Origin of the sequence: Roseobacter sinensis, from assembly GCF_025755255.1 — a bacterium.
In the GTDB taxonomy this organism is placed as follows: domain Bacteria; phylum Pseudomonadota; class Alphaproteobacteria; order Rhodobacterales; family Rhodobacteraceae; genus Roseobacter; species Roseobacter sinensis.
The window spans coordinates 21,560-43,280 of record NZ_JALIEB010000024.1 but is presented as its reverse complement, the minus strand read 5'-3'; the positions used below and the strand labels follow the sequence as shown (position 1 = coordinate 43,280).

Genomic DNA, 21,721 nt, shown 5'->3' with positions numbered 1-21,721 from the left:
TCTGTCAGTTCCTCTCTGAATGTGACCCGCCCAGTGTACCGGGTGCTGTGCGAAGACAGATCGGGATTACTCCATGTTGAAAAACTCTGTCTTGATCAAGGCGTAGGTGGCTGATTCAATTCTCCCAACGAGTGGGAGGACTAACCATGATGGGACCGAGACAGGAGGTGCAAGCAGCACTGTTTTACGAGTTCTCGCTGGAAGGTCACGTTCCGCAAGACCACATGCTTCGGTCGATTGATCGGTTTGTCGATCTTAGCGGCATTCGCAACCATTTGTCGGATTTCTATAGCCATACGGGGCGTCCGTCGATCGATCCCGAACTGCTGATCCGGATGCTGTTGGTCGGATACTGCTTTGGCATCCGCTCAGAACGTCGGCTCTGTGAGGAGGTGCATCTAAACCTGGCGTATCGCTGGTTCTGCCGCCTTGATCTGACAGATCGCATCCCGGATCACTCGACCTTTTCCAAGAACCGCCATGGCCGGTTCCGCGAGAGTGACCTCTTCCGCCGTGTGTTCGAGATGACGGTTGTGCGCTGCATGGAAGAGGGTTTGGTCGGTGGCCAGGGCTTTGCGGTCGATGCCAGCCTGATCAGCGCCGATGTTCAGAAGCAAAACTCTAGCAATCCCGAGGATTGGGCCGCTCGCGAGATTGATCCCGCTGATGCACCGCGTGCCGTACGCGAGTACCTCGACACTTTGGACGACGAAGCCTTCGGTGCAGCGACTACTGCCAAGCCCAAGTTCACCGCCCATGCCGATCCCGCCAGTCAATGGACAGCGGCGCGCAAAGGCCCTGCGTTCTTTGCTTATTCCGACAACTATCTGATCAACACGGACCACGGCATCATCGTGGATGTCGATGCCAGCCGGTCGAACAAGACCGCCGAGGTCGGTGCCATGCAGAAGATGCTCGACCGGACCGAAGAGCGCTTTGGCATGAAGCCTGATTGGATCGCTGCAGATACGGCCTACGGGTCGTCGGACAACTTGGTTTGGCTGGCATTAAAGCGCCAAATCCTCCCCTTCATCCCGGTCTTCGACAAGGGTGAACGGACCGACGGAACGTTCTCGCGCTCCGACTTCACATGGGATGACGAGAACGACCGCTACATCTGCCCGGGCGGCAAGGAGATGCGGCACACCTGGCGAAACTATTCCGATCCGAAGCGGAATGCCCCAAGCTGGAAAGCCCGCAAGTATAGGGCGCTGAAGTCTGACTGCACCGGATGCGCCCTGAAGGCCAAGTGCTGCCCCAACTCAGAGGCCCGTGCCATCCACCGTGAGAAGTATGAGATCGTCCGAGACTTCGCCCGCCAATGCACCGCCTCAGAGTTCAACCCGAAAGCACAGGCGCGGCGCAAGAAGGTCGAGATGCTCTTCGCCCACCTCAAACGCATCCTCGGGCTGGGCAGGCTCCGATTACGCGGCCCATGCGGCGTTCAAGACGAGTTCACCCTCGCAGCAACCGCCCAAAACCTCCGGAAGCTGGCCAAGCTCAAGCCGACTATGCCCGCAACAGAATGAAAGGCGGGCAAGACTGGCACATCCAAAAGAAATCAAAGCGATAGCTTAATCAGACGCGCCAGACCCAAGGAGTTTTTCAACAAAATCCGCCCTGAGCGCCTGTCGTCGAGACCATTAACCGATCACTATCGTAAGTGCGGACCAAAGCACTTATGGCTCAACCGACCTGTCGAAGAACGTAAAACAGGCTTCGGCTGGGGGATGCATTGGGGGATAGTCTTTCAGGAAATACACGTAAGTTACTGTAATATATGTATTTCTACCTAAAAAATGGTGCCCCCACACGGACTCGAACCGCGGACCTACTGATTACAAATCAGTTGCTCTACCAGCTGAGCTATAGGGGCGTTGCCCGGTCGTTTAGTCAGTTTGCACTCTTCGCGCAAGCCGGAAAATGCCCGCGTCTTTGCGTTTGAACATCCCTGGAGGCCGCGTTAATTTTCGTGAACGCTTTCTTAAGGCACGGACACCCATGCAGCTGCTCTTCCACACCGGCGCACACTTCACGGAAGAGGAGCGCCTGATGCGGAGTTTGCTGAAAAACAAGGACAGCTTCGGCGCGCATGGCGTTGCCGTGCCGGGCCCGGGCAAATACCGAAAGCTGCTGCGGCAGACGATGGAGGCGATGGACTTCAGTGAGCCTGCCGCGCAGGCGCGCGATGTCCTGCTCGATGCGATCCTCGACAGTGCGACCGCCGATCGGGTGATCCTGTCCGACAGCGATTTCTTCGGCCCTGTACGCGGCGCGCTGCGGCGGGAGGTGATCTACCCGAACGCCCCCAAGCGCATGGCGCAGATGGCCGAGATCTTTCAGGCGGATGAGATCGAGCTCTTCATGGCCGTGAAAAACCCCGCGACTTTTCTGCCAGCAGCCTATCAGCGGAGCGATGCAGAGGACCTGAGCGAGTTCACGGGCGGGATTGACCCGCGGACGGTGCGCTGGTCCGACATGGTGCTGCGGATCCGCGAGGCCGTGCCGCATGTCTCGATCACGCTCTGGTGCAGCGAGGATTCGCCGCTGATCTGGCCCGAGATCATTCGCGAGATGGGGCGGATCGACCCCGCGGAGGATATCGTCGGGGGTTACGACCTGCTGGGAGAGATCATGGCGCCTGAAGGGATGACGCGGTTCCGCGCGTTTCTCGACAAGCACCCCACGATGACGGAGATTCAGCGCCGCCGTGCGATGGTGGCCTTTCTGGACAAGTTCGCACTCGATGAGGCGATCGAGGAAGTGCTCGATATGCCGGGCTGGACCGATGCGCTGGTCGATGAGATGACCAAGGCCTATGACGACGACGTCTTTGCCATCACGCGGATGCCCGGGGTGCAGGTGATCTCGCCTTGAGCCAGAGGGCCGGAGCGGTCATCTCTGCGGTCACAGAAGGACCGCCTGACCCGTCTGTGCCGACTGCTGCGCTGCCATCCCCATCTTCACGGCCCAGAGCCCGTCGTCGAACGAGACCTCGGGTTCGGCCAGATCGCCGCGCACCAGGTCGAGAAAGCGCTGATGCTGGTAGAAGGTCGAGCCGTTGTGATCGCCTGCGGCAAGCAGCTCCGGGTCGACCGGGACCGGGCGCACCTCGGGCCGTTTGGGGGTGCGTGGGCTGACCTCGACCATCGGTGTGGGAGCTGGGCCCAGATCTTCCGGCCAGAAGCGTATGGGCCCGGGCACGAAGGCTTCGATCTTTCCGGCAGGGCCCATCGCCGCGATGGTTTCCTGATATCGCGCACCTTCCGCAAACATGCAGAGCTCCAGCATCGCGCGGACACCGCCTTCGAAGTCGACGATGACAAAGCCGTTGTCGAGGATGTCGGGCGCGGCCCCCTCATAGCGCTCGTCGAGGTGGTTGACCGACTGCCCGGCGCTGGCCATCACGCGGATCGGCCGCGTGCCGATCATCAACCGCATCAGATCGAAGAAATGGCAGCATTTCTCGACAAAGGTGCCACCTGTTTGTGCGTTGAACCTGTTCCAGTTGCCGACCTTGTGCAGGAAGGGAAAGCGATGTTCGCGGATCGTGAGCATCTTGAGGCCCCCGGTCGCCTCCTGCATCTGCGCGAGCATCGCCGCAATCGGCGGCATGTAGCGGTACTCCATCGCCACCCAGATCGGTGCCGGATAGGTCGCGGCCACCGCCGTCAGCGCAGGGACGTCCGCCGGATCGGTCAGCAGCGGCTTTTCCATGAGCAGGGGCAGGGGCCGCGTGGCGGCAATCTGGGTCATTTGCGCGGCATGGCAGTGGTTCGGGCTGGTCACCACAAGGCAATCCAACGCCGCGTCTTGCAACAGCGCCTCAAGGCTCTCGGCAAACCGGGCTTGCGGCGCGATCTCGGCGGCGGTGGCCCGCATGGCCGCATCCGGCTCGAAGATCGTCGTCACGGCCGTGTCCGGCAGGAGCGCGATGTTCCTGAGGTGCTCCTGGCCCATCATGCCGCAGCCGATCATGCCGTAGCGCGTGGTCTGTCCCATGTGATGTTCCTATTTCAACCGCTGAACGTAGACGGATTTGTCCGTATCGAACCAAGTGCGGGAAAACTCAATAGCTGTCGGTGCGGAGGCCCAGCCAAACCGCTCGATATAGCCGCTTGGCGTACCGGGCGTGCCGAAGTCCGGCGGTGTCCAGTCGGGCAGGACGCCGATGCTGACGCGATCTTCGGCGCGGGCAATCCAGAAGCCGAGCCCGTCGAGATAGGTCTGATAGAGCGAGTCGCCCAGCATCTCGGGCGTCAGTCGCCCTGCGCTGCCGTCGAGCCAGATCTCCTCGACGGCGATTGCGATGTCGTTGAGGTATCGGCGGCGCCGGATCCGGGTGGCTGTATCGCTGCTTCCGAAGGCGGGCAGATCCGCAGGCTTGCGCAGGCTCTCCAGCTCCAGAACCTCGGCCGTGGGCAGACCGCCGCCTGACAGAAGCTCGAGACGGAACATGGCGTAAACGCCCGTCGGCCGCGCGGGCCTGCGCACGTAGTTGCCCGAGCCCTGAATTCGGTCGAGCAGCCCCTTGCGGTCCAGTTCCGCAAGCGCCTTACGCAGGGTTCCGATGGAGGTGCCCAACGACACCGCCATGTCCCGCTCGGGCGGCAACCGCTCGCCATCGAGGATCCGGCCGGCGTCAATGTCGCGGATCAAGAGCTCGCTCAGCTGGATGTATTTCGGCATCGTCGTGCCGCGGGGTGGTGGGGTGGTCATGGGTCGAACAGCGTCGCGCGAAAAATTGATACACCATTGATCTACTATTTTGACGGTGCTATGCAACTGGAAATCAGCTCACACACACAAGGGAAGATTCATGACCGTTGTGCCCGTCACCTCTGCCGATCTTGATGCGGCGGAAGTTTCCTGGTTCGCAGCCCTGTGTTCGGACGACTACCAGTTTCTGGGCGTGCCGGATGGGGATCTGCGCTCGTCCTGGGCGCATTGCTCAGAGATCGTGAAGACGGCGGAGGCACAGGGGTTCCGCAACATCCTCTGCCCCTCGTCTTATCAGGTGGGGCAGGATACGCTGAGCTTTGTCGCAGGCTGCGCGCCAATCACCTCCAAGATCAACCTGCTGGCCGCCGTGCGGTGCGGCGAGATGCAGCCCATCATGCTCGCGCGCACCATCGCGACGCTGGATCACATGCTCGAAGGGCGGCTGACGGTGAACATCATCAGCTCGGACTTTCCGGGCGAGAAGGCCGACAGCGACTACCGCTATCAGCGCAGCCGCGAGGTGGTCGAGATCCTCAAGCAAGCCTGGACGCGCGACGAGATCGACCATGAGGGCGAGGTCTATACCTTCAAGGGGCTGACGACCGACCCGGCGAAGCCATACCAGACGGGCGGGCCGCTTCTCTACTTCGGGGGCTATTCGCCTGCCGCGCTCGATCTCTGCGCCGAGCATTGCGATGTTTACCTGATGTGGCCCGAGCCCAAAGAGGCCATCGCGGGTCGGATGCAGGCGGTCCACGACCGCGCCGCTGAGAAGGGCCGGACGCTGGATTACGGTCTGCGCGTCCATATGATCGTGCGCGACACCGAGGCCGAGGCCAAGGAATACGCCGACTACATCGTCTCGAAACTCGATGATGACTATGGCCGCAAGATCCGCGAGCGCGCGCTGGACGCGACCTCGCTGGGCGTTGCGCATCAGTCGAAGAACCGCGATATCGCCGACGAATTCGGCTATGTCGAGCCGCATCTCTGGACGGGCGTAGGCCGTGCGCGCTCGGGCTGTGGCGCGGCGCTTGTGGGCTCGGCCGATCAGGTGCTGTCCGAGATCGAAGCCTACCAGCGGATGGGCATCCGCGCCTTCATCTTCTCGGGCTATCCGCATCTGGACGAGGCGCAGCACTTCGGGCGGCTGGTGATGCCGCATCTGAAAACCTGTTCTTTGCCAGAGGCTTATGGTCGTGTGCCCCAAGCCGCACCTGCCACACCGCTGGCCGCCGGGGAGCGTCGCTGATGGAGCGCGTGGCCCTCTCCGACACGCTTGAGTTCAGCCGCATCGTTTATGGCATGTGGCGCCTGGCCGATGACAGCGACACCTCACCCGCGCATGTGCGCGCCAAGATCGACGCCTGCCTCGCACAAGGCATCACCACGATGGATCAGGCCGATATCTACGGCGGTTACGCGGCCGAGGAGGTGCTGGGCGCTGCGCTGAAAGAGGCCCCCAGTCTGCGCGATCAGCTTGAGATCGTGACCAAATGCGACATCATCGCGCCCATCGGCAAATATGCCGACGCCCGCGTGAAATACTATGATACCTCGGCGGCGCATATTCAGGCGAGCGTTGAGGCCTCGCTCACCTATATGGGGATCGAGCAGATCGACCTGCTGCTGATCCACCGGCCCGATCCGATGATGGATGCGGCCGAGACCGGCGGCGCGCTCGATGCGCTGATTCAGGCCGGCAAGATCAAGGCGGCCGGCGTGTCGAACTTCCGTCCGTGGGATTGGGATCTGCTGCAATCGAGCATGACCAACACGCTCGTGACCAACCAGATCGAGATCAGCCTTGCTGCCCGTGACTGCCTGACAAATGGCGATCTGGCGCATCTGCAACAGCACCGGATCAGCCCGATGGCCTGGTCGCCGCTGGGCGGCGGCAGCCTGATGACCGAGGACAGTGCGGTGGCGCAGAAGATGGACGCGGTGGCGCAGGCGCAGGGCGTGGACCGTGCCGCCGTGGCCGTGGCCTGGCTGCTCGCGCATCCGGCGGGCATCCTGCCGGTGATGGGCACCAACACGCTCTCGCGCATTGCCACCTTCTCGGATGCCGTAAAGGTCGAGATGGACCGGCAGACCTGGTTTGAACTCTATGAGGCCGCAAACGGTCAGGAGGTGCCATGATGGCCGACGGGACGCGACAGATGGCAGCGCTGGACGGATTTGCGGCCGGGCCCGACACGCAGCGGCAGTTGCGCAGCGCCTTTGGCCGCTTTGCAACCGGCGTAACCGTTGTCACCGCACAGACGCCGGACGGGCCGATCGGCATGACGGCGAACTCCTTCTCGAGCGTTTCGCTGGACCCGCCGCTTGTGCTCTGGTGCCCGGCCAAATCCTCGACCCGCTACGCACATTTCATCGCGGCGCAACACTTCGCCATTCACGTGTTGGGCACCGAGCAGGAAGAGATTGCGCTTGGCTTTGCGAAATCGGGCACCGCCTTCGACGGGCTCGACGTGACCCAGACCGCCGAGGGTGTGCCGCTGCTGGGGGATTGCCTGGCCCGGTTCGAATGCACCACTGACCAGATACACGACGCGGGCGACCATGCGATTGTTGTGGGCCGCGTGCGCGCAGCTGCGTTCCGGGAGGGGGATGCGCTGATTTTTTGCCAAGGCCGCTTCACACGGTTTGACAATCAGGCCTAAAAGGCCAACGAATGAAGCGTGCGGGGAAAACCCGCACGGGGTGACCCGGAATACCCGGGCACAAGGGAGGAGGCTCCGGAATGGGAGCATTGCTGGCGGTCATCACACCGCTCCGGCTGGTCAATGAGACCGTGCTCAAGCTGGGCAGGGGCCTCGGCGTGGTGGCGATGGCGCTCATGGTGGCCGCGATCCTCATCCAGGTCTTCTATCGCTATGTTCTGAACAATGCGCTGCCCTGGCCCGACGAGGCGGCACGCTTCTGCATGCTCTGGATGACCGGGCTGATGGCGCCCACGGCCTTCCGGCGCGGTGGCTTCGTGGCTATCGACACGGTGGTGCGCCTGCTGCCAGAGCGCGTGGGCGCGCTGATTTCACTGGCGCTGTTGTTTCTCAGCCTCGGCGTGCTGGTCGTGGCCGTGCAGATCGGCTGGTCGGAAGTCACTGGATTTGCAGGGAGATTCGCGACCGCCTCGCTCTATCTGCCCACCGATCTCAGCTTCGAGAGCTGGTTCCGCGTGCCGCGCAGCTGGATGATGGCCTCGCTGCTCTTCGGCGTGATCGTGCTGATTTCGGTGAACGTCGAGCTCATCCTGCGGGCGCTCGTGAAGATGCTGGGTGGCGCGGATCGGCTGCCGGTGATTGCCATCGAAGACCAGGTGGGGGCGGAATAATGCTGGTCTGGTTCCTGCCGCTCTTTCTCGTTTTCCTGATGATCGGTCTGCCGGTGTTCTTCGGCCTTCTGGCCGCGCCTGGGATCCTCTTGTGGCTCAACGGGCAGGAGCGCGACATCACGCTGCTCTACCGCAATCTTTACAACGGGATGGACAGTTTCCCGCTGATGGCGATCCCTTTTTTCATGCTCGCGGGAGAGTTGATGAACCGCGGCGGTATCACCATGCGGCTGGTGGAGTTCAGCCAGGCCATGATGGGGCATTTCCGGGGCGGTCTGGCGCATGTGAACATCCTCAGCTCCATGCTCTTCGCCGGGCTCTCGGGCTCTGCTGTGGCCGACACTTCGGCGCTGGGGTCCATGCTCATCCCGGCGATGGAGAAACAGGGCTATAAGCGCCGTTTCGCCGCGGCGATCACGGCGGCGAGTTCGGTCATCGGGCCGATCATCCCGCCGTCCGGCATCATGATCATCTACGCCTATGTGATGGGCGAGAGCGTCGCGGCGCTCTTCCTCGCGGGGATTGTACCGGGCATCCTGGTGGGCGTCGGCTTGATGCTGGTGGTGAAGTTTCAGGCCGATAAATACGACTTTCCGATTGCCACGAAGAAGCACTCCTGGGGCGAGCGCGGGCAGGCGAGCCTGAAGGCGTTCTTTCCGCTGATGACCCCGGTGATCATTCTGGGCGGTATTCTGGCGGGCGTCTTTACACCCACGGAGGCCGCCGCCGTCGCCGTGGCCTATGCGCTGATCATCGGGCTCTTCGTGATGCGCACACTGCGTTTGAGCGACCTGCCCGATGTGCTGAACCGTGCCGGGATCACCTCGGCGGTGGTGCTGCTGCTCGTGGGCGCGGCGATGGCGTTCAAGACGGTGGTGAGCCTCAGCCATGCGCCCGAGACCATGGCGGAATTCGTGCTCAGCCTGACGAGCAACCCGCTCATCCTGCTGTTTCTGATCAACCTGCTCCTGTTCGTCGTGGGCATGTTCCTCGACGCAGGGCCGGCGATCATCATCCTGGGGCCGATCCTTGGCCCTATCTTCGTGAGCCTCGGGGTCGACCCGATCCACTTTGCGATCATCATGAGCGTGAACCTGACCGTCGGGCTGGCCACGCCGCCGATGGGGTTGGTGCTGTTTGTCGCCTCATCCGTCTCGGGCGAGCGGGTCGAGACCATCTCGAAGGCGATCCTGCCGTTCCTGGCCGTGGAGATCCTGGTGATCTTCCTGATCACCTATATCCCTGCGATTTCCATGACAATTCCGCGCCTTACGGGCTTTGCAAACTAGCCAGTTGAATTTTGCAAATACGATACATCATCCAATGGGAGGACTGACATGATCAAAAACACCCTGAAATCGCTGACCGTGGCGGCGATGTTGGCCGGCTCGGCGATGGCGGCAGCCGCGCAGGAGTACACGCTGCGCGCCACCGCCAACTCGAACGAGAACGACGAGGACTACGACGGTCTCGTGGTCTTCAAGAACTACGTGGAGGCGGCCTCCAATGGTGCCATCGCGGTCGAGCTTTTCATCGGAACACAGCTCTGCGGCAACGGCGCGGAGTGTCTGCAGGGTGTGGCTGATGGCTCCATCGATATCTTTGTCTCCACCTCGGGCGGCGCGTCCGGCATCTTCCCGTATGTGCAGGTGCTCGATCTGCCGTATCTGATGGCCGACGACCGCATCGCCGAGCATGTGCTCTCGGGCGATTTCACCCGCAAGATGCGTGAGATGGCGTTGGAGGATTCCGGCGGCGCGATCCGCCTGATGACCATCGGCAATACCGGCGGTTGGCGCAACTTTGCCAATACCAAGCGGCGCATCGCAGACCCTTCTGACATGGAAGGCCTGAAGATCCGCACGGTGGTCGCTGACCTGCCGCAGGAACTCGTGAAGGCCCTCGGTGCGGCACCTACGCCGATCCCGTGGCCCGAGCTCTTCACCTCCTTCCAGACCGGCGTGGTCGAAGGCTCCAAGAATGGCATCACGGATATTATGGGCATGAAGTTCCCGGATGCGGGGCTGAAATATGTGACGCTGGACGGCCATGCCTACATGGGCGCGCTGTGGTGGATGAACAACGCGCGCTTCATGGAGATGCCGGAGGACATGCGCCGCGTGGTGGTCGATGGCTTCTATGCCCTGCAGCAAGCGACCTTCGCCTCGCCCAAGCGCAAATCCATCGAAGCCTATGAGCAGTTCGTGGCCGAAGGCGGTGACCTCTATGTGCCGACCCCCGAGCAGAAAGCGGCCTTCAAGGAAGGCGCAGCCCCCGTCTTTGACTGGTTCAAGGCGAACGTGGGGCGGGGCGAGGAGATCTTCGAAGCTCTGACCGCCGCGGTCGCTGAAGCCGAAGAGGCCGTGGGCGCAGCGCGGTCAGCGGACCTCAACTGATGCCGCGCCGGGGCGGTCATCGAGGCCGCCCCGTCACCGAAACGGGTACATCCAGACCTTGTAGTCCGCGACGAGCTCATGCGCCTTTTCGATCTCTGCCTTGGTCATCTTCTTCACCACCTCCTCAAGGCTGATCGCCGCGTCCGGGTCGCCGCCAATGGCCGACAGCGTGTACCACATGTAGGCGCGCACGAGGTCCGGGGCCGGCATCCCGCGCCCTATCTCGTAGTACCAGCCGACACCCGATTGCGCGCCCGGATGCCCCTTCATGGCCGAGCGCAGATACCACTCGAACGCGCGGATATCGTCGCGCGGGACGCCAAGGCCCATCGCATACATGACACCGATCAGCTCTTCGGCATCCGCATTGCCCGACCGTGCAGCGGGCCAGAGCGCCTCATAGGCTTCCTCAAATCGGCCCTCTTCCATCATGTCGCGCGCCTCTTCGATCTCGGCCAGCGCGGGGCCGGCCAGCAGCGCAAGGGCAAGACATATGGCACGCATGGGATCGTTCTCTCCTCTTGTGCGACGCTGGCGGCAGCAGGGGATCTGCCGCCGCCACTGACGGCTGCGGATTTCCTGCCGTTCGACCGGGACCGGGCCGCCTTGGGCCAGTCCTTGTTCTACGATCCCATCTTGTCGGGCAACCGGAATATCGCCTGCGCGCATTGCCACCACCCGGAGTTCGGCACGGGCGACGGGCTGAGCCTTGGCATTGGCGAGGGCGGGCAGGGACTGGGGCCTGAACGGACGCCGGGCGTGGGCCAGCAGCGCATTGCCAAACGCATCCCGCGCAACGCGCCGGGGCTGTGGAACCTGGGCGCGCGCGATCTGACGGTGATGTTCCACGACGGGCGGCTCAGCCGGTCCGACCTCTTCGGCAACGGGTTCAATTCTCCGGCGGAAGAATGGCTGCCGCAGGGGCTGGGGTCGCTGCTGGCCGCGCAGGCGCTCTTCCCGCTGGTGGCACAGTTCGAAATGGCGGGCAATCCGGGTGAGAACGAGATGATCGGCGCCGTGCATGACCGCATCGATGCAGCATGGCCGATCCTCGCCAAACGGGTGCGTACGGAAAAGGGCTATGGTGCGCGCTTCGTCGCGGCTTTCGACCATATCAACGCGCCCGAGGAGGTGAGCATCGTCGAGATCGCCAATGCGCTGGCGGCCTTCATGGCGATCGAATGGACAAGCTTCGACAGCCCCTTCGATCGGTATCTCGCCGGGGACCGTGCTGCCCTGACGCCCGATCAACACGCGGGCCTGCAACTGTTCTACGGCAAGGCGGACTGTGCGTCCTGCCATTCGGGCTCGTTGCTCAGTGACCAGAAGTTTCACGCGCTGGGTCTCCCGGCCTTCGGTCCGGGGCGCACGCGGCTTTTCGACCCCTATGCGCGCGATGTGGGGCGGATGAGCGAGAGCAACCGGCTGGAGGATGCCTATGCCTTCCGCACGCCGATGCTGCGCAATGTGGCGCTGACTGCACCCTATGGACACAATGGCGCCTATGCCACCTTGGAGGCGATGGTGCGCCACCACCTCGACCCGGCGCGCGCCCGCGCTGCCTGGCGACCCGAGGATGCGAAGCTGCCGGAGGTGCCCTGGCTGGCTGCGACCGATTTCGTGATACAAGGGGACGCGCGCGAGATGGCGCGTCAGGCGCGCGCGGTCCCGAGGCCGGGACCGGATCTCGATGACGCGGAGATCGCGCAGATCGTGGCCTTTCTGGACAGCCTCACCGGCACGCGCAGTGTGACCCACCCGCCGTTCGGCGTGCCCGCGTGGTTCAAGCCCTGAGCGCTTCGGCCAGCGCGTGGTAGGAGGCCTTTGGCGTGCGCTCCAGCGTGTCGAAATCGACGTGGATCAGCCCAAAGCGCTTTTCGTAGCCGAGCGCCCATTCGTAATTGTCCATGAGCGACCAGAACGTATAGCCCGCCAGCGGCACGCCTTCCGACATCGCCTGTTGTGCCGCGGCCACATGGGCATTCAGATATTCGATGCGCGCCTCATCCGGCACGTCCGGCTCATCTGGGTTGGCCATGCCGTTCTCCGTCACGTAGAGCGGCAGGCCCTTGGTATAGGTCTCATGCACCCAGGTGAGGAAGTGGTGCAGGCCCTTGGGGTAAATCTCCCATCCCATCTGCGTCTTGGGCAGCGGGCCGCCCACCTCTTGATGTGCCGGCCAGGGGCCGTCGACAGGGGCTATGCGTTTGCAGGTGTAGTAGTTTAGCCCGCACCAGTCGAGCGGCTGGCCGATCAGCCCGAAGTCATCTTCCCAGCCTTTCGGCATGTGCGGCGCGAGGCCGTCCATCACATCCTCGGGGTAGGCGCCTTTGAAGAGGCCGCCGAGGAAGAAGCGATTGTAGTAGCCGTCATAGAGCTGCGCGGCCTCGGCCGCCTCCGGCGTGTCGTCGGCGGCATGCGCGTATTCGAAGTTGCAGACCGCCCCGAGGTTTTTGACACCGAGCGCCCGCATCGCCTGAATGGCCCGGCCGTGGCCGGTCAGCACGTGGTGCATGGCATGGGCCGTCGCACGGATGTCGCGCAGGCCCGGCGCGTGATGTCCCATGAAATGCGACAGCCAGCCGACGCACCACGGCTCGTTGATGGGGGCTGCGCTGAAGACGCGATCCCCGATCCGCTTCATGATCACGGTGGTGTAGTCGGCCAACCAATGCGAGATGTCCGGGTTGCGCCAGCCGCCCAGGTCCGCCAGCGCCACCGGGAGTTCCCAGTGATAGAGCGTGACCATCGGGTTCAGCCCCCGCGCCAGCAGCCCGTCCACCAGCCGGTCGTAGAAGTCGAGGCCCTCCTCATTCACGGGGCCGCGCCCCTCGGGCAGCACCCGCGCCCAACTGGTCGAGAAGCGGTAGGCGTCGAGCCCCAGCGCCTGCATCAGGTCGAGGTCTTCCTCCCAGCGGTGATAGTGATCGCAGGCGATGTCGCCATTCTCGGCGCGCACGACGTTTCCCGGCGTGGCTGCGAAAGTGTCCCAATGGGTCTTGCCGGCGCCGCCAAAGCGATGTCCTTCGATCTGATAGCTGGAGGTCGCCGCGGCGAACTGGAATCCGTTCGGGAAGTCCGATCTCTTGAAATCCATTGTCAGTCCTTCAGGGGCAGGGGCCGGTCGACGGTCCGATCACGAGTTCCGCGTCCCAAAGCTCGGTGCGCAACTCTTGGTCAGGATGCGTGATCTGGTCAATCAGCAGCTCGGCACATCGGCGGCCCGCCGCGCGCACCGACGAGCGCATCGCGGTGAAGACCGGCGTGGTCTGCCCGTTCGGCAGGTATGAGATTTCATCGTCAAAACAAAGGACAGAGATGTCGCGGCCCATCACCAGGCCGCGTTCCTGGATCGCGCGTCGAATGCCCAGGGCCGAGACGATGGAGGAGGCAACGAAGGCGGTGGGCGGCGCGGAACGGTCCAGCATCTCATGCGCCGCCGCATGCCCGTAGGGCTCGCTCATCTCGTTTGAGCGCATGAGCCCCGGATCGGGTGGCACGTCAGCACCGCAGAGGGCCGCAAGATAGCCCTCGCGCCGGCGCTGCGCGAAATCCATCCGTTCCTCGCCGTTGACGAGCGCGATCCGCCTGTGCCCCAGCTCAAGCAGATGCCGTGTTCCGGTCTCTATGGCGCGCTTGTTGTTCACATCGAGCCAGGCGTAGGGCGTCGTCACCTCCGAGGCGCGGCCATGCACGAGAAAGGGAATGTCCAGCTCCGCGAGAAAGGCGATCCGCGGGTCGTGCCGCGCCGGGGAGTGTACGATGATGCCGTCAACGGCGCCCTTCTCGGCGACACCGCGGTAGGCGTTCAACTCTTCTTCGTCTCGGACCAGCGACAGGCTCATGTTGTAGCCATGCCGCGCATAGACCTCGCCCGCACCTGCGATGAAATCGGCAAAGACGATGTTGACCATCTCGTTCTGCTTCGAAAGCGGAATGATGTGACCGATGGACATCGATCTCCCCGTCGCGAGCCTCTGGGCCCGGATGTTGGGGCGATAGTTGAACTCCTTCGCAGCGGCGGCAACCCGCTTGCGGGTCTGTTCGCTGACCTCCGGGTACCCGTTCAACGCGCGGCTGACCGTGGTCTGCGACAGGTTCAGCCGTTCCGAAAGTTCTCGTAGATTCATAAGACCCGGAGTGTCATTTTTAACCTCAAACAGCATTCAGCCTAGGCAGCGTTGTCCGGCAGGTCAAAGCAGAAACAGGCCCTGCATCGGCCACGTGGCGCAGGGCCTTGAAATGCAGCGGAGAAACCCAACCACGAGTTGACAGGTTTGCCGCCTTCCTCCAGTTTTCCGGCATCCAAAGCGCTTTGAAGTGATTCTTTGCGCACAAAAAATGATCAAGACGATGTCAAAACAGGCATTGCTACGGGAGGACCTCATGAAGGCACGTTATTACGCGGGTGCTGCGGCGCTGGCTCTCTTCGCGGGACTGGCGCATGCGGACGGGCACCAGCCCTTCGCCGTCGGCGAGGGTGATTTCAACTGGGACAGCTACAATGAATTCGCCGAGAAATACGATCTGAGCGGCCAGACCGTCGAGATTACGGGCCCCTGGACCGGCGACGAAAAAGCCAAGGTCGACAAGGCGTTTTCCTACTTCACCAGCGCGACCGGCGCGACGGTGAACTACTCCGGCTCCGACAGCTTCGAACAGGACATCGTCATCTCTGCACGCTCGGGTTCGGCACCCAATCTCGCCGTCTTCCCGCAACCGGGACTCGCCGCGGATATGGCGAGCCAGGGGCTGCTGACGCCGCTACCGGAGGGCACCGCGGACTGGGTGCGGGACAATTACGCCGCGGGGCAGTCCTGGGTCGATCTGGGCACCTACGCCGACGAGAACGGCGAAGACCAGATGTACGGCCTCTTTTACCGGGTCGATGTGAAGTCGCTGGTCTGGTATTCGCCGGAAGCCTTTGACGAGGCAGGCTATGACATCCCCGAGACGATGGAAGAGCTCAAGGAGCTGACGGATCTGATCGTGGAGGAGGGCGGCACGCCCTGGTGTATCGGTCTGGGGTCCGGGGCGGCGACCGGCTGGCCCGCCACCGACTGGGTCGAAGAGATGATGCTGCGGACGCAGTCGCCCGAGGACTATGACGCCTGGGTGGCCAACGAGATGAAGTTCGATGATCCGAAAGTCATCGCCGCCATCGAGGAATTCGGTGCCTTCGCGCGCAATGACGACTATGTGGACGGCGGCGCCTCGGCGGTGGCCAACACCGACTTCCGCGACAGCCCGGCCGGGCTCTTCGCGATCCCGCCGGATTGCTACATGCACCGTCAGGCCTCCTTCATCCCGGCCTTCTTCCCGGAAGGCACTGTTGTGGGGGAAGACGTGGACTTCTTCTACTTCCCGGCCTACGCCGAAAAGGACCTCGGCAAGCCGGTGCTTGGGGCGGGCACGCTCTTTGCCATCACCAACCCTTCCGACGCGGCAATGGCCTTTGTCGAGTTCCTGAAAACGCCAATTGCGCATGAGCTGTGGATGGCGCAGGGCGGCTTCCTGACCGCGCACGCGGGCGTGAACCCCGAGACCTACCTCGAGGACAGCCTCAAGGCGCAGGGCGAGATCCTGCTGAACGCGACCACCTTCCGGTTTGACGCCTCTGACCTGATGCCGGGTGAGATCGGGGCAGGCGCCTTCTGGACCGGTATGGTGGATTACACCACCGGCGCGAGCGCCGAAGACGTGGCGAAAGGCATCCAGGAGCGCTGGGACACGATCCAGTAAGGCTTTGCAATCAGCCCGGCGGCTCTGATCCGCCGGGCTGCACCACACCCGCACATAGGTTTTGGGAGGGATCGCCATGTCACCGCTGCTTCAGGGGATCGTGACAGTTATCATCGGGGTCGGCGGCTGCGTCGGGTACTTCTTCCTGTCGAACCTGATCCTCGACAAGGTCATCTTTCCGCCGCGTGCGGACAATCCGGGCCGGAACATCAACCGCGCCAATCTGGTGCGGCCGTGGCTCTTTCTGTTCCCGGCGATGGCGGCCCTCGGCCTCTATCTGGTCTACCCCGTCGTGGGCTCCTTCTACCGCTCGCTCTTCAACCGCTCGGGCGATCAGTTCATCGGATTTGGCAACTACACCACGATGTTTTCCGATGACGGCTTCCAGATCGCCTTTTTCAACAACATGCTCTGGGTGCTCTTCGTACCTGCGGCCGCGACCTTCTTCGGCCTGCTGGTTGCACAGCTCACCGACCGGCTGAAGTGGGGCAATATCGCCAAATCACTGATTTTCATGCCGATGGCGATCTCCTTCGTCGGCGCCTCGCTGATCTGGAAGTTCGTCTATGCCAACAATGCCGACATCGGGCTGATCAACGCGATCCGCGATTTCTTCGGCGCGTCGGAGCCGCTGGACGTGTTGCAGGTGCGGTTCTGGAACAACTTCTTCCTGATGTTCATCCTTGTCTGGATCCAGACCGGCTTTGCCATGGTGATCCTCTCCGCCGCCCTGCGGGGTATCCCCGAAGAAACCATCGAGGCGGCGATCATCGACGGGGCCAACCCGTTTCAGGTCTTCTTCAAGATCAAGGTGCCGCAGATCATGGGCACCATCGTGGTGGTCTGGACGACGATCACCATTCTCGTACTCAAGGTCTTTGACATCGTCTACACGATGACAGGGGGCAATTTCGGCACCGATATCCTGCCCAGTTACATGATGTCTTACATGTTCCGCGATGATGGGCGCGCGACAGCCGTCGCCTTTGTGATCATGATCGTGGTGCTGCCGGTGATGATCTGGAACATCCGGCAAGCAAGGGCGGAGATGAGATAATGGACAATATCGCTGGCACAAAATCCTCGCTGACCTGGGCGGTTAATCTCTCGGTCATCTTCCTCGTGGTCCTTTGGCTGATCCCCACCGTGGGGTTGCTGGTCTCCTCCTTCCGCGACCGTGACCAGATCTCGGCCTCGGGCTGGTGGCTGTCGCCCTTCGCGGTCGAGCAGAACTTCCAGGCCAAGATCCCCGCTGGTGAAGCCCGGCAGGATGGCGAGTTCTTTGTCATCGAAGGCAACATCTTCTCGGGCGGCGAGGGCGAGGTGATCCGCTTTGGCGGCGCGCGTTCGAACCCGACGGTGGCCGCTGCGGGCGAGACCGCCGAACTGACACGCGACCGCTCTCTCACCGTGCAGGAGAACGGCGATTTCGTCTATCGCTCGCCTGCCGAGATCAGTCGCGACCCAAGCGTCTATTATTCGACGGCGACGCCGCCGGATTTCTCGCTGGATAACTACCAGACGATCCTCTTTTCCAACAATATGGACATCGCCTTCATCAACACGCTGACGGTGACGATCCCCGCGACGATCATCCCGATCCTGATTGCGGCCTTTGCCGCCTACGCTCTTGCATGGATGGATTTCGCGGGCAGGGGCCTTCTGATCGCGATGGTCGTGGGGCTGCTGGTCGTGCCCTTGCAACTCGCGCTCGTTCCGCTGTTGCAGTTCCACAATTCCATCGGTATCGGCCAGAGTTTCTTAGGCATCTGGATGGCGCATACGGGCTTCGGGTTACCGCTCGCGATCTATCTCTTGCGCAACTACATGGTCGGCCTGCCGCGCGATATCATCGAAAGCGCGAAGGTCGACGGCGCCACGGATTTCCAGGTCTTCACCAAGATCGTCTTGCCATTGAGCTTTCCCGCCCTTGCCAGCTTTGCCATCTTCCAGTTCCTCTGGACGTGGAACGACCTGCTGGTGGCCAAGGTCTTCCTACCATCCAATGCGGAAAGCTGGGTCATGACCGTCAAGATCGCCGATGACCTTCTGGGGTCGCGCGGCGGCGACTGGGGCATTCTGGCCTCGGCGGCCTTCATCTCCATCGCCGTGCCGCTTGTCGTCTTCTTCACAATGCAACGCTATCTGGTGCGCGGTCTGTTGGCCGGCTCCGTCAAGTAGAAAGTCCAATGGAAATGACAAAGATGGAACACCATCTGCACCTGCCGGTGATCGACAAGGATTGGTGGCGCGGTGCGGTGATCTATCAGATCTACCCGCGCAGCTTTCAGGACACCAACGGCGATGGGATCGGCGATCTGATCGGCATCGCGCAGCGCATGAGCTACATCGCTTCGCTCGGGGTCGATGCGATCTGGATCTCGCCCTTCTTCACCTCGCCGATGAAGGATTTCGGCTATGACGTGAGCGATTATTGCGATGTCGACCCGATGTTCGGCACGCTGGCGGACTTCGACGTGGTGGTCGAGGCGGCGCATCAGTTCGGGCTGAAGGTGATGATCGACCTGGTGCTGAGCCATACGTCGGATCAGCACCCCTGGTTCGTCGAAAGCCAGTCCAACCGCACCAACCCCAAGGCCGACTGGTACGTCTGGTCGGACCCGAAACCCGATGGCACCCCGCCCAACAACTGGCTGTCGATCTTCGGCGGGCCTGCCTGGCAGTGGGATCCGGGGCGCGAGCAGTACTACCTGCACAACTTCCTCGTGGAGCAGCCCGACCTGAACTTCCACAATGAGGATGTGCAGAACGCGATCCTCGCCACAACCAGGTTCTGGCTGGATCGCGGGGTGGACGGCTTCCGCCTGGACACGATCAATTTCTACTTCGCCGACAAGGAACTGCGCGACAACCCAGCCCTGCCGCCAGAGCGACGCAACGCCAATATCGCGCCCTCTGTGAACCCCTACAACCACCAGGAACACATCTATTCGAAGAACCAGCCGGAGAACCTGGCGTTTCTCAAGCGCTTCCGGGCGCTGCTTGATGAATACCCCGCTGCGGCCTGCGTGGGCGAGGTGGGCGATGCGCAGCGCGGTCTGGAGTTGCTGGGTGAATACACCAGCGGGCCCGAGATGGTGCATATGTGCTATGCCTTCGAATTCCTCGCCAAGACCAAGCTGGATGCCACACGCGTCGCGCAGGTCTTTGACGAGCTGGGCCGCGTGGCGCGGGATGGCTGGCCGTGCTGGGCCTTCTCCAACCACGATGTGGAGCGGCACACCTCGCGTTGGGATCTGCCGCCCGCGGCGCAGCGGATGTTTGCGACGCTGATCATGTGTCTGCGCGGCTCGGCCTGTCTTTATCAGGGTGAGGAATTGGGGCTGCCCGAGGCCGACGTGGCCTTCGAGGACCTGCAGGACCCGTACGGCAAGGAGTTCTGGCCCGAGTTCAAGGGCCGCGACGGCTGTCGCACGCCCATGGTCTGGGAAGCCTCCAACCAGAACGGTGGCTTCTCCGAAGGCTTCCCCTGGTTGCCGGTGAGCCACGATCACCTGAACCGTGCCGTGGCGCTGCAGGAAGAGGATCCCGGTGCCATCCTGCACCACTACCGGCGTGCGATTGCCTTCCGCAAGGATCACCCCTCGCTGATCAAGGGGGAGCACGGCGGTGTCTTTGCCTATGGCGACGTGCTGCAATTCACCCGCACCCATGAGGGCGAGACCATGTTCTGCGCCTTCAACCTGTCCGATACGCCCTCGCTGCACGGCATGCCGCCGGGCGACTGGCTGACCATCGGGCACGAACTTGGCGGCGCAACACCGTCGCCGGACTTCAAACTGCACCTGGGGCCCTGGCAAGTCTGCCTTGCGCTGAAACAGGATTAAGACCCGCGTCTTGGGAGGGACAAGGATATGGCCAATCTGAAACTGACGGACGTGGGCAAGGCGTACGGCGGCAACGTCGAGGTGCTCAAGCACATCAACCTCGATATCACGACCGGCGAGCTGATCGTCTTCGTGGGGCCTTCGGGCTGCGGCAAGTCGACCCTGCTGCGGATGATCGCGGGGCTGGAGAAGATCACCTCGGGCGAGCTGACCATCGACGGCGACCGCATGAATGATGTGCCACCCGCGCAGCGCGGTATCGCCATGGTGTTCCAGTCCTACGCGCTCTACCCGCATATGACGGTGCGGGACAACATGGCCTTTGCACTGAAACTGGCCAAGAAGTCGCCGCAGGAGATCGACGAGGCAGTGGGCCGCGCGGCCAAGGTGCTGCAGCTCGACCAGTACCTCGACCGTCTGCCCAAGGCGCTGTCAGGCGGGCAGCGGCAGCGGGTGGCCATTGGGCGCTCCATCGTGCGGGATCCCAAGGTCTACCTCTTCGATGAGCCGCTCTCGAACCTCGATGCCAGCCTGCGGGTCGCGACGCGGATCGAGATCGCGCAGCTGAAGGAGAGCATGCCCAACTCCACGATGATCTACGTCACCCACGACCAGGTGGAGGCGATGACGCTGGCCAGCCGCATCGTGGTGCTGGCCAACAAGGGCATCGCGCAGGTGGGCACGCCGCTGGAGCTTTACGAGAAGCCCGAGAATGAGTTCGTGGCCCAGTTCATCGGCTCGCCGGCGATGAACCTTCTGGCCGGCGAGATCGTCGAGACGGGCGAGGTCACGACCGTGTCCTGCCCCGAAGGCGGCGGGACCTTCCAGTCGAACGTGCCGACGCAAGCGTCGGAGAAGGGCATGAAGGTCAACGTGGGCATCCGCCCCGAAGACATGATCCCCACCGATGGCGACAATTACGCCTTCGCCCATGATGTGTCCATCGTGGAAGCCTTGGGCGAGGTGACGCAGCTTTATTTCGAGGCCCCGAGCTCGGCCAAGGACACCGATACGGTGATTGCGAAACTGGCGGGGATCCATACCAACATGCGGGGCCAGACCATGAAGCTGACGGCTGATCCTTCCAAGGTGCATCTGTTTGCGAACGGGAAATCTCTCTTGTATCGTCAGTGACAGAGCAGGGGCCAAAACGGTGCTACACCGCCTGAGGCCCGCTTTTTCGCGGCAGGGATTCGGTGGCCGCGGATGACCACATGCTCCTCCGGCGCCTCTGTGTCGGCGCGCCGGGGGGTGAAAGGAAGACATCTTGGTAACGAGTTACAGCACACTGTTGATTCTGTTGTGCTTATTGCAAGTCAAACACATGCTCGCGGACTATTTCCTCCAATCCCGGGCGATGCTGGAAGGGCGCGGCAAGTACCTGCATTTCGGAACCTTTCTGCACGCGGGCATCCATGCCGCGGGCTCTCTTGTCGCGTTCAGCCTTGTCGGTGCGCCGCTCGGGTTTGTTCTGCCGCTCGTGCTGGCGGAATGGGCGGTGCATTTCCACATCGACTGGTGGAAGGGGCGCTACACCACGCGTGAGAAGCTGACCCCGGCGGATTCCGGATACTGGCGCGCTTCGGGCATCGATCAGGCGCTGCACCAGCTGACTTATGTCGGCATGATCTGGCTCTGGCTGCTGGCGCAGAGCGCCGGCTGATCTCACGACACCG

20 protein-coding genes and 1 tRNA gene are annotated in these 21,721 nt (G+C 62.6%); 15 read left to right on the top strand and 6 right to left on the bottom strand.

The window, feature by feature from the left end:
* Positions 1 to 146: 146 nt before the first annotated feature.
* The gene (locus MUB52_RS21485) at positions 147 to 1,529 is read left to right on the top strand and encodes a transposase (RefSeq protein ID WP_263846206.1); all 1,383 of its coding nucleotides are present in this window, start codon (positions 147 to 149) and stop codon (positions 1,527 to 1,529) included.
* 271 nt (positions 1,530 to 1,800) lie between these two features.
* On the opposite strand, the gene MUB52_RS21480 is transcribed toward MUB52_RS21485, so the two are convergent.
* Positions 1,801 to 1,876 (bottom strand) — tRNA-Thr (locus tag MUB52_RS21480).
* Between the two features lie 125 nt (positions 1,877 to 2,001).
* Between MUB52_RS21480 and MUB52_RS21475 the strand changes: the two genes are divergently transcribed.
* A complete protein-coding gene (locus tag MUB52_RS21475) occupies positions 2,002 to 2,877 on the top strand; it encodes a hypothetical protein (protein WP_263846205.1) in 876 nt (291 codons plus the stop codon).
* 30 nt (positions 2,878 to 2,907) lie between these two features.
* Here the strand turns inward: MUB52_RS21475 and MUB52_RS21470 are convergent, their stop codons facing one another.
* Together MUB52_RS21470 and MUB52_RS21465 are read right to left on the bottom strand one after the other, a co-directional pair.
* Complete coding sequence (locus MUB52_RS21470; RefSeq protein WP_263846204.1) at positions 2,908 to 4,002, bottom strand: Gfo/Idh/MocA family protein; 1,095 nt, start codon at positions 4,000 to 4,002, stop codon at positions 2,908 to 2,910.
* A gap of 9 nt (positions 4,003 to 4,011) precedes the next feature.
* Positions 4,012 to 4,719, bottom strand: a complete 708-nt coding sequence (locus MUB52_RS21465) for a GntR family transcriptional regulator (protein ID WP_263846203.1) — start codon at positions 4,717 to 4,719, stop codon at positions 4,012 to 4,014.
* 100 nt (positions 4,720 to 4,819) lie between these two features.
* On the opposite strand from MUB52_RS21465, the gene MUB52_RS21460 reads away from it, so the two are divergent.
* The 6 genes from MUB52_RS21460 to MUB52_RS21435 all read left to right on the top strand — a co-directional run bounded on the left by MUB52_RS21460 (position 4,820) and on the right by MUB52_RS21435 (position 10,455).
* A complete protein-coding gene (locus MUB52_RS21460) occupies positions 4,820 to 5,974 on the top strand; it encodes an LLM class flavin-dependent oxidoreductase (RefSeq protein WP_263846202.1) in 1,155 nt (384 codons plus the stop codon).
* Positions 5,974 to 6,864 (top strand): aldo/keto reductase, encoded by an 891-nt coding sequence (locus tag MUB52_RS21455; RefSeq protein WP_263846201.1) that lies wholly within the window; start codon positions 5,974 to 5,976, stop codon positions 6,862 to 6,864. Before MUB52_RS21460 ends, MUB52_RS21455 begins: the two co-directional genes overlap by 1 nt.
* A complete protein-coding gene (locus tag MUB52_RS21450; RefSeq protein WP_263846209.1) occupies positions 6,864 to 7,388 on the top strand; it encodes a flavin reductase family protein in 525 nt (174 codons plus the stop codon). Before MUB52_RS21455 ends, MUB52_RS21450 begins: the two co-directional genes overlap by 1 nt.
* An 80-nt stretch (positions 7,389 to 7,468) precedes the next feature.
* Positions 7,469 to 8,059 carry a TRAP transporter small permease gene (locus MUB52_RS21445; protein ID WP_263846200.1) on the top strand — a complete coding sequence of 197 codons (591 nt, stop codon included), beginning with the start codon at positions 7,469 to 7,471 and terminating at the stop codon, positions 8,057 to 8,059.
* Positions 8,059 to 9,348 (top strand): TRAP transporter large permease, encoded by a 1,290-nt coding sequence (locus MUB52_RS21440; RefSeq protein ID WP_263846199.1) that lies wholly within the window; start codon positions 8,059 to 8,061, stop codon positions 9,346 to 9,348. The genes MUB52_RS21445 and MUB52_RS21440 overlap by 1 nt, the downstream gene beginning before the upstream one ends.
* A gap of 48 nt (positions 9,349 to 9,396) precedes the next feature.
* Entirely contained in the window at positions 9,397 to 10,455 is a 1,059-nt protein-coding gene (locus MUB52_RS21435; RefSeq protein WP_263846198.1) for a TRAP transporter substrate-binding protein, read from the top strand.
* A 33-nt stretch (positions 10,456 to 10,488) separates the two neighbouring features.
* Here MUB52_RS21435 and MUB52_RS21430 read toward each other — a convergent pair whose 3' ends face one another.
* On the bottom strand, positions 10,489 to 10,959 hold the full coding sequence (locus MUB52_RS21430) for a tetratricopeptide repeat protein (RefSeq protein WP_263846197.1): 471 nt from the start codon (positions 10,957 to 10,959) through the stop codon (positions 10,489 to 10,491).
* Between the two features lie 102 nt (positions 10,960 to 11,061).
* On the opposite strand from MUB52_RS21430, the gene MUB52_RS21425 reads away from it, so the two are divergent.
* Positions 11,062 to 12,249, top strand: coding sequence for a cytochrome-c peroxidase (locus tag MUB52_RS21425; RefSeq protein WP_318527453.1), 1,188 nt, complete (start codon positions 11,062 to 11,064; stop codon positions 12,247 to 12,249).
* On the opposite strand, the gene MUB52_RS21420 is transcribed toward MUB52_RS21425, so the two are convergent.
* Entirely contained in the window at positions 12,239 to 13,552 is a 1,314-nt protein-coding gene (locus tag MUB52_RS21420; RefSeq protein WP_263846196.1) for a GH1 family beta-glucosidase, read from the bottom strand. The two genes, MUB52_RS21425 and MUB52_RS21420, sit on opposite strands and share 11 nt — an antisense overlap.
* A gap of 10 nt (positions 13,553 to 13,562) precedes the next feature.
* Entirely contained in the window at positions 13,563 to 14,585 is a 1,023-nt protein-coding gene (locus MUB52_RS21415; protein ID WP_263846195.1) for a substrate-binding domain-containing protein, read from the bottom strand.
* Positions 14,586 to 14,841: 256 nt separating this feature from the next.
* Between MUB52_RS21415 and MUB52_RS21410 the strand changes: the two genes are divergently transcribed.
* The 6 genes from MUB52_RS21410 to MUB52_RS21385 all read left to right on the top strand — a co-directional run bounded on the left by MUB52_RS21410 (position 14,842) and on the right by MUB52_RS21385 (position 21,708).
* Positions 14,842 to 16,197, top strand: a complete 1,356-nt coding sequence (locus tag MUB52_RS21410) for an ABC transporter substrate-binding protein (RefSeq protein WP_263846194.1) — start codon at positions 14,842 to 14,844, stop codon at positions 16,195 to 16,197.
* A 76-nt stretch (positions 16,198 to 16,273) separates the two neighbouring features.
* Positions 16,274 to 17,254 carry a carbohydrate ABC transporter permease gene (locus tag MUB52_RS21405; protein WP_263846193.1) on the top strand — a complete coding sequence of 327 codons (981 nt, stop codon included), beginning with the start codon at positions 16,274 to 16,276 and terminating at the stop codon, positions 17,252 to 17,254.
* On the top strand, positions 17,254 to 18,378 hold the full coding sequence (locus tag MUB52_RS21400; RefSeq protein ID WP_263846192.1) for a carbohydrate ABC transporter permease: 1,125 nt from the start codon (positions 17,254 to 17,256) through the stop codon (positions 18,376 to 18,378). Before MUB52_RS21405 ends, MUB52_RS21400 begins: the two co-directional genes overlap by 1 nt.
* Positions 18,379 to 18,392: 14 nt before the next feature.
* The gene (locus MUB52_RS21395) at positions 18,393 to 20,045 is read left to right on the top strand and encodes an alpha-glucosidase (protein WP_263846207.1); all 1,653 of its coding nucleotides are present in this window, start codon (positions 18,393 to 18,395) and stop codon (positions 20,043 to 20,045) included.
* Between the two features lie 27 nt (positions 20,046 to 20,072).
* Positions 20,073 to 21,179, top strand: a complete 1,107-nt coding sequence (locus tag MUB52_RS21390; protein WP_263846191.1) for an ABC transporter ATP-binding protein — start codon at positions 20,073 to 20,075, stop codon at positions 21,177 to 21,179.
* Positions 21,180 to 21,312: 133 nt separating this feature from the next.
* Positions 21,313 to 21,708, top strand: a complete 396-nt coding sequence (locus tag MUB52_RS21385; RefSeq protein ID WP_263846190.1) for a DUF3307 domain-containing protein — start codon at positions 21,313 to 21,315, stop codon at positions 21,706 to 21,708.
* Positions 21,709 to 21,721: the final 13 nt, after the last annotated feature.

Excerpts from the sequence above, each read along its gene's own strand:
- MUB52_RS21485 (WP_263846206.1), top strand. The coding sequence starts at position 147 with ATGATGGGACCGAGACAGGAGGTGCAAGCAGCACTGTTTTACGAGTTC.
- MUB52_RS21475 (WP_263846205.1), top strand. The coding sequence starts at position 2,002 with ATGCAGCTGCTCTTCCACACCGGCGCACACTTCACGGAAGAGGAGCGC.
- MUB52_RS21470 (WP_263846204.1), bottom strand. The coding sequence starts at position 4,002 with ATGGGACAGACCACGCGCTACGGCATGATCGGCTGCGGCATGATGGGC.
- MUB52_RS21465 (WP_263846203.1), bottom strand. The coding sequence starts at position 4,719 with ATGACCACCCCACCACCCCGCGGCACGACGATGCCGAAATACATCCAG.
- MUB52_RS21460 (WP_263846202.1), top strand. The coding sequence starts at position 4,820 with ATGACCGTTGTGCCCGTCACCTCTGCCGATCTTGATGCGGCGGAAGTT.
- MUB52_RS21455 (WP_263846201.1), top strand. The coding sequence starts at position 5,974 with ATGGAGCGCGTGGCCCTCTCCGACACGCTTGAGTTCAGCCGCATCGTT.
- MUB52_RS21450 (WP_263846209.1), top strand. The coding sequence starts at position 6,864 with ATGGCCGACGGGACGCGACAGATGGCAGCGCTGGACGGATTTGCGGCC.
- MUB52_RS21445 (WP_263846200.1), top strand. The coding sequence starts at position 7,469 with ATGGGAGCATTGCTGGCGGTCATCACACCGCTCCGGCTGGTCAATGAG.
- MUB52_RS21440 (WP_263846199.1), top strand. The coding sequence starts at position 8,059 with ATGCTGGTCTGGTTCCTGCCGCTCTTTCTCGTTTTCCTGATGATCGGT.
- MUB52_RS21435 (WP_263846198.1), top strand. The coding sequence starts at position 9,397 with ATGATCAAAAACACCCTGAAATCGCTGACCGTGGCGGCGATGTTGGCC.
- MUB52_RS21430 (WP_263846197.1), bottom strand. The coding sequence starts at position 10,959 with ATGCGTGCCATATGTCTTGCCCTTGCGCTGCTGGCCGGCCCCGCGCTG.
- MUB52_RS21420 (WP_263846196.1), bottom strand. The coding sequence starts at position 13,552 with ATGGATTTCAAGAGATCGGACTTCCCGAACGGATTCCAGTTCGCCGCG.
- MUB52_RS21415 (WP_263846195.1), bottom strand. The coding sequence starts at position 14,585 with ATGAATCTACGAGAACTTTCGGAACGGCTGAACCTGTCGCAGACCACG.
- MUB52_RS21410 (WP_263846194.1), top strand. The coding sequence starts at position 14,842 with ATGAAGGCACGTTATTACGCGGGTGCTGCGGCGCTGGCTCTCTTCGCG.
- MUB52_RS21405 (WP_263846193.1), top strand. The coding sequence starts at position 16,274 with ATGTCACCGCTGCTTCAGGGGATCGTGACAGTTATCATCGGGGTCGGC.
- MUB52_RS21400 (WP_263846192.1), top strand. The coding sequence starts at position 17,254 with ATGGACAATATCGCTGGCACAAAATCCTCGCTGACCTGGGCGGTTAAT.
- MUB52_RS21395 (WP_263846207.1), top strand. The coding sequence starts at position 18,393 with ATGACAAAGATGGAACACCATCTGCACCTGCCGGTGATCGACAAGGAT.
- MUB52_RS21390 (WP_263846191.1), top strand. The coding sequence starts at position 20,073 with ATGGCCAATCTGAAACTGACGGACGTGGGCAAGGCGTACGGCGGCAAC.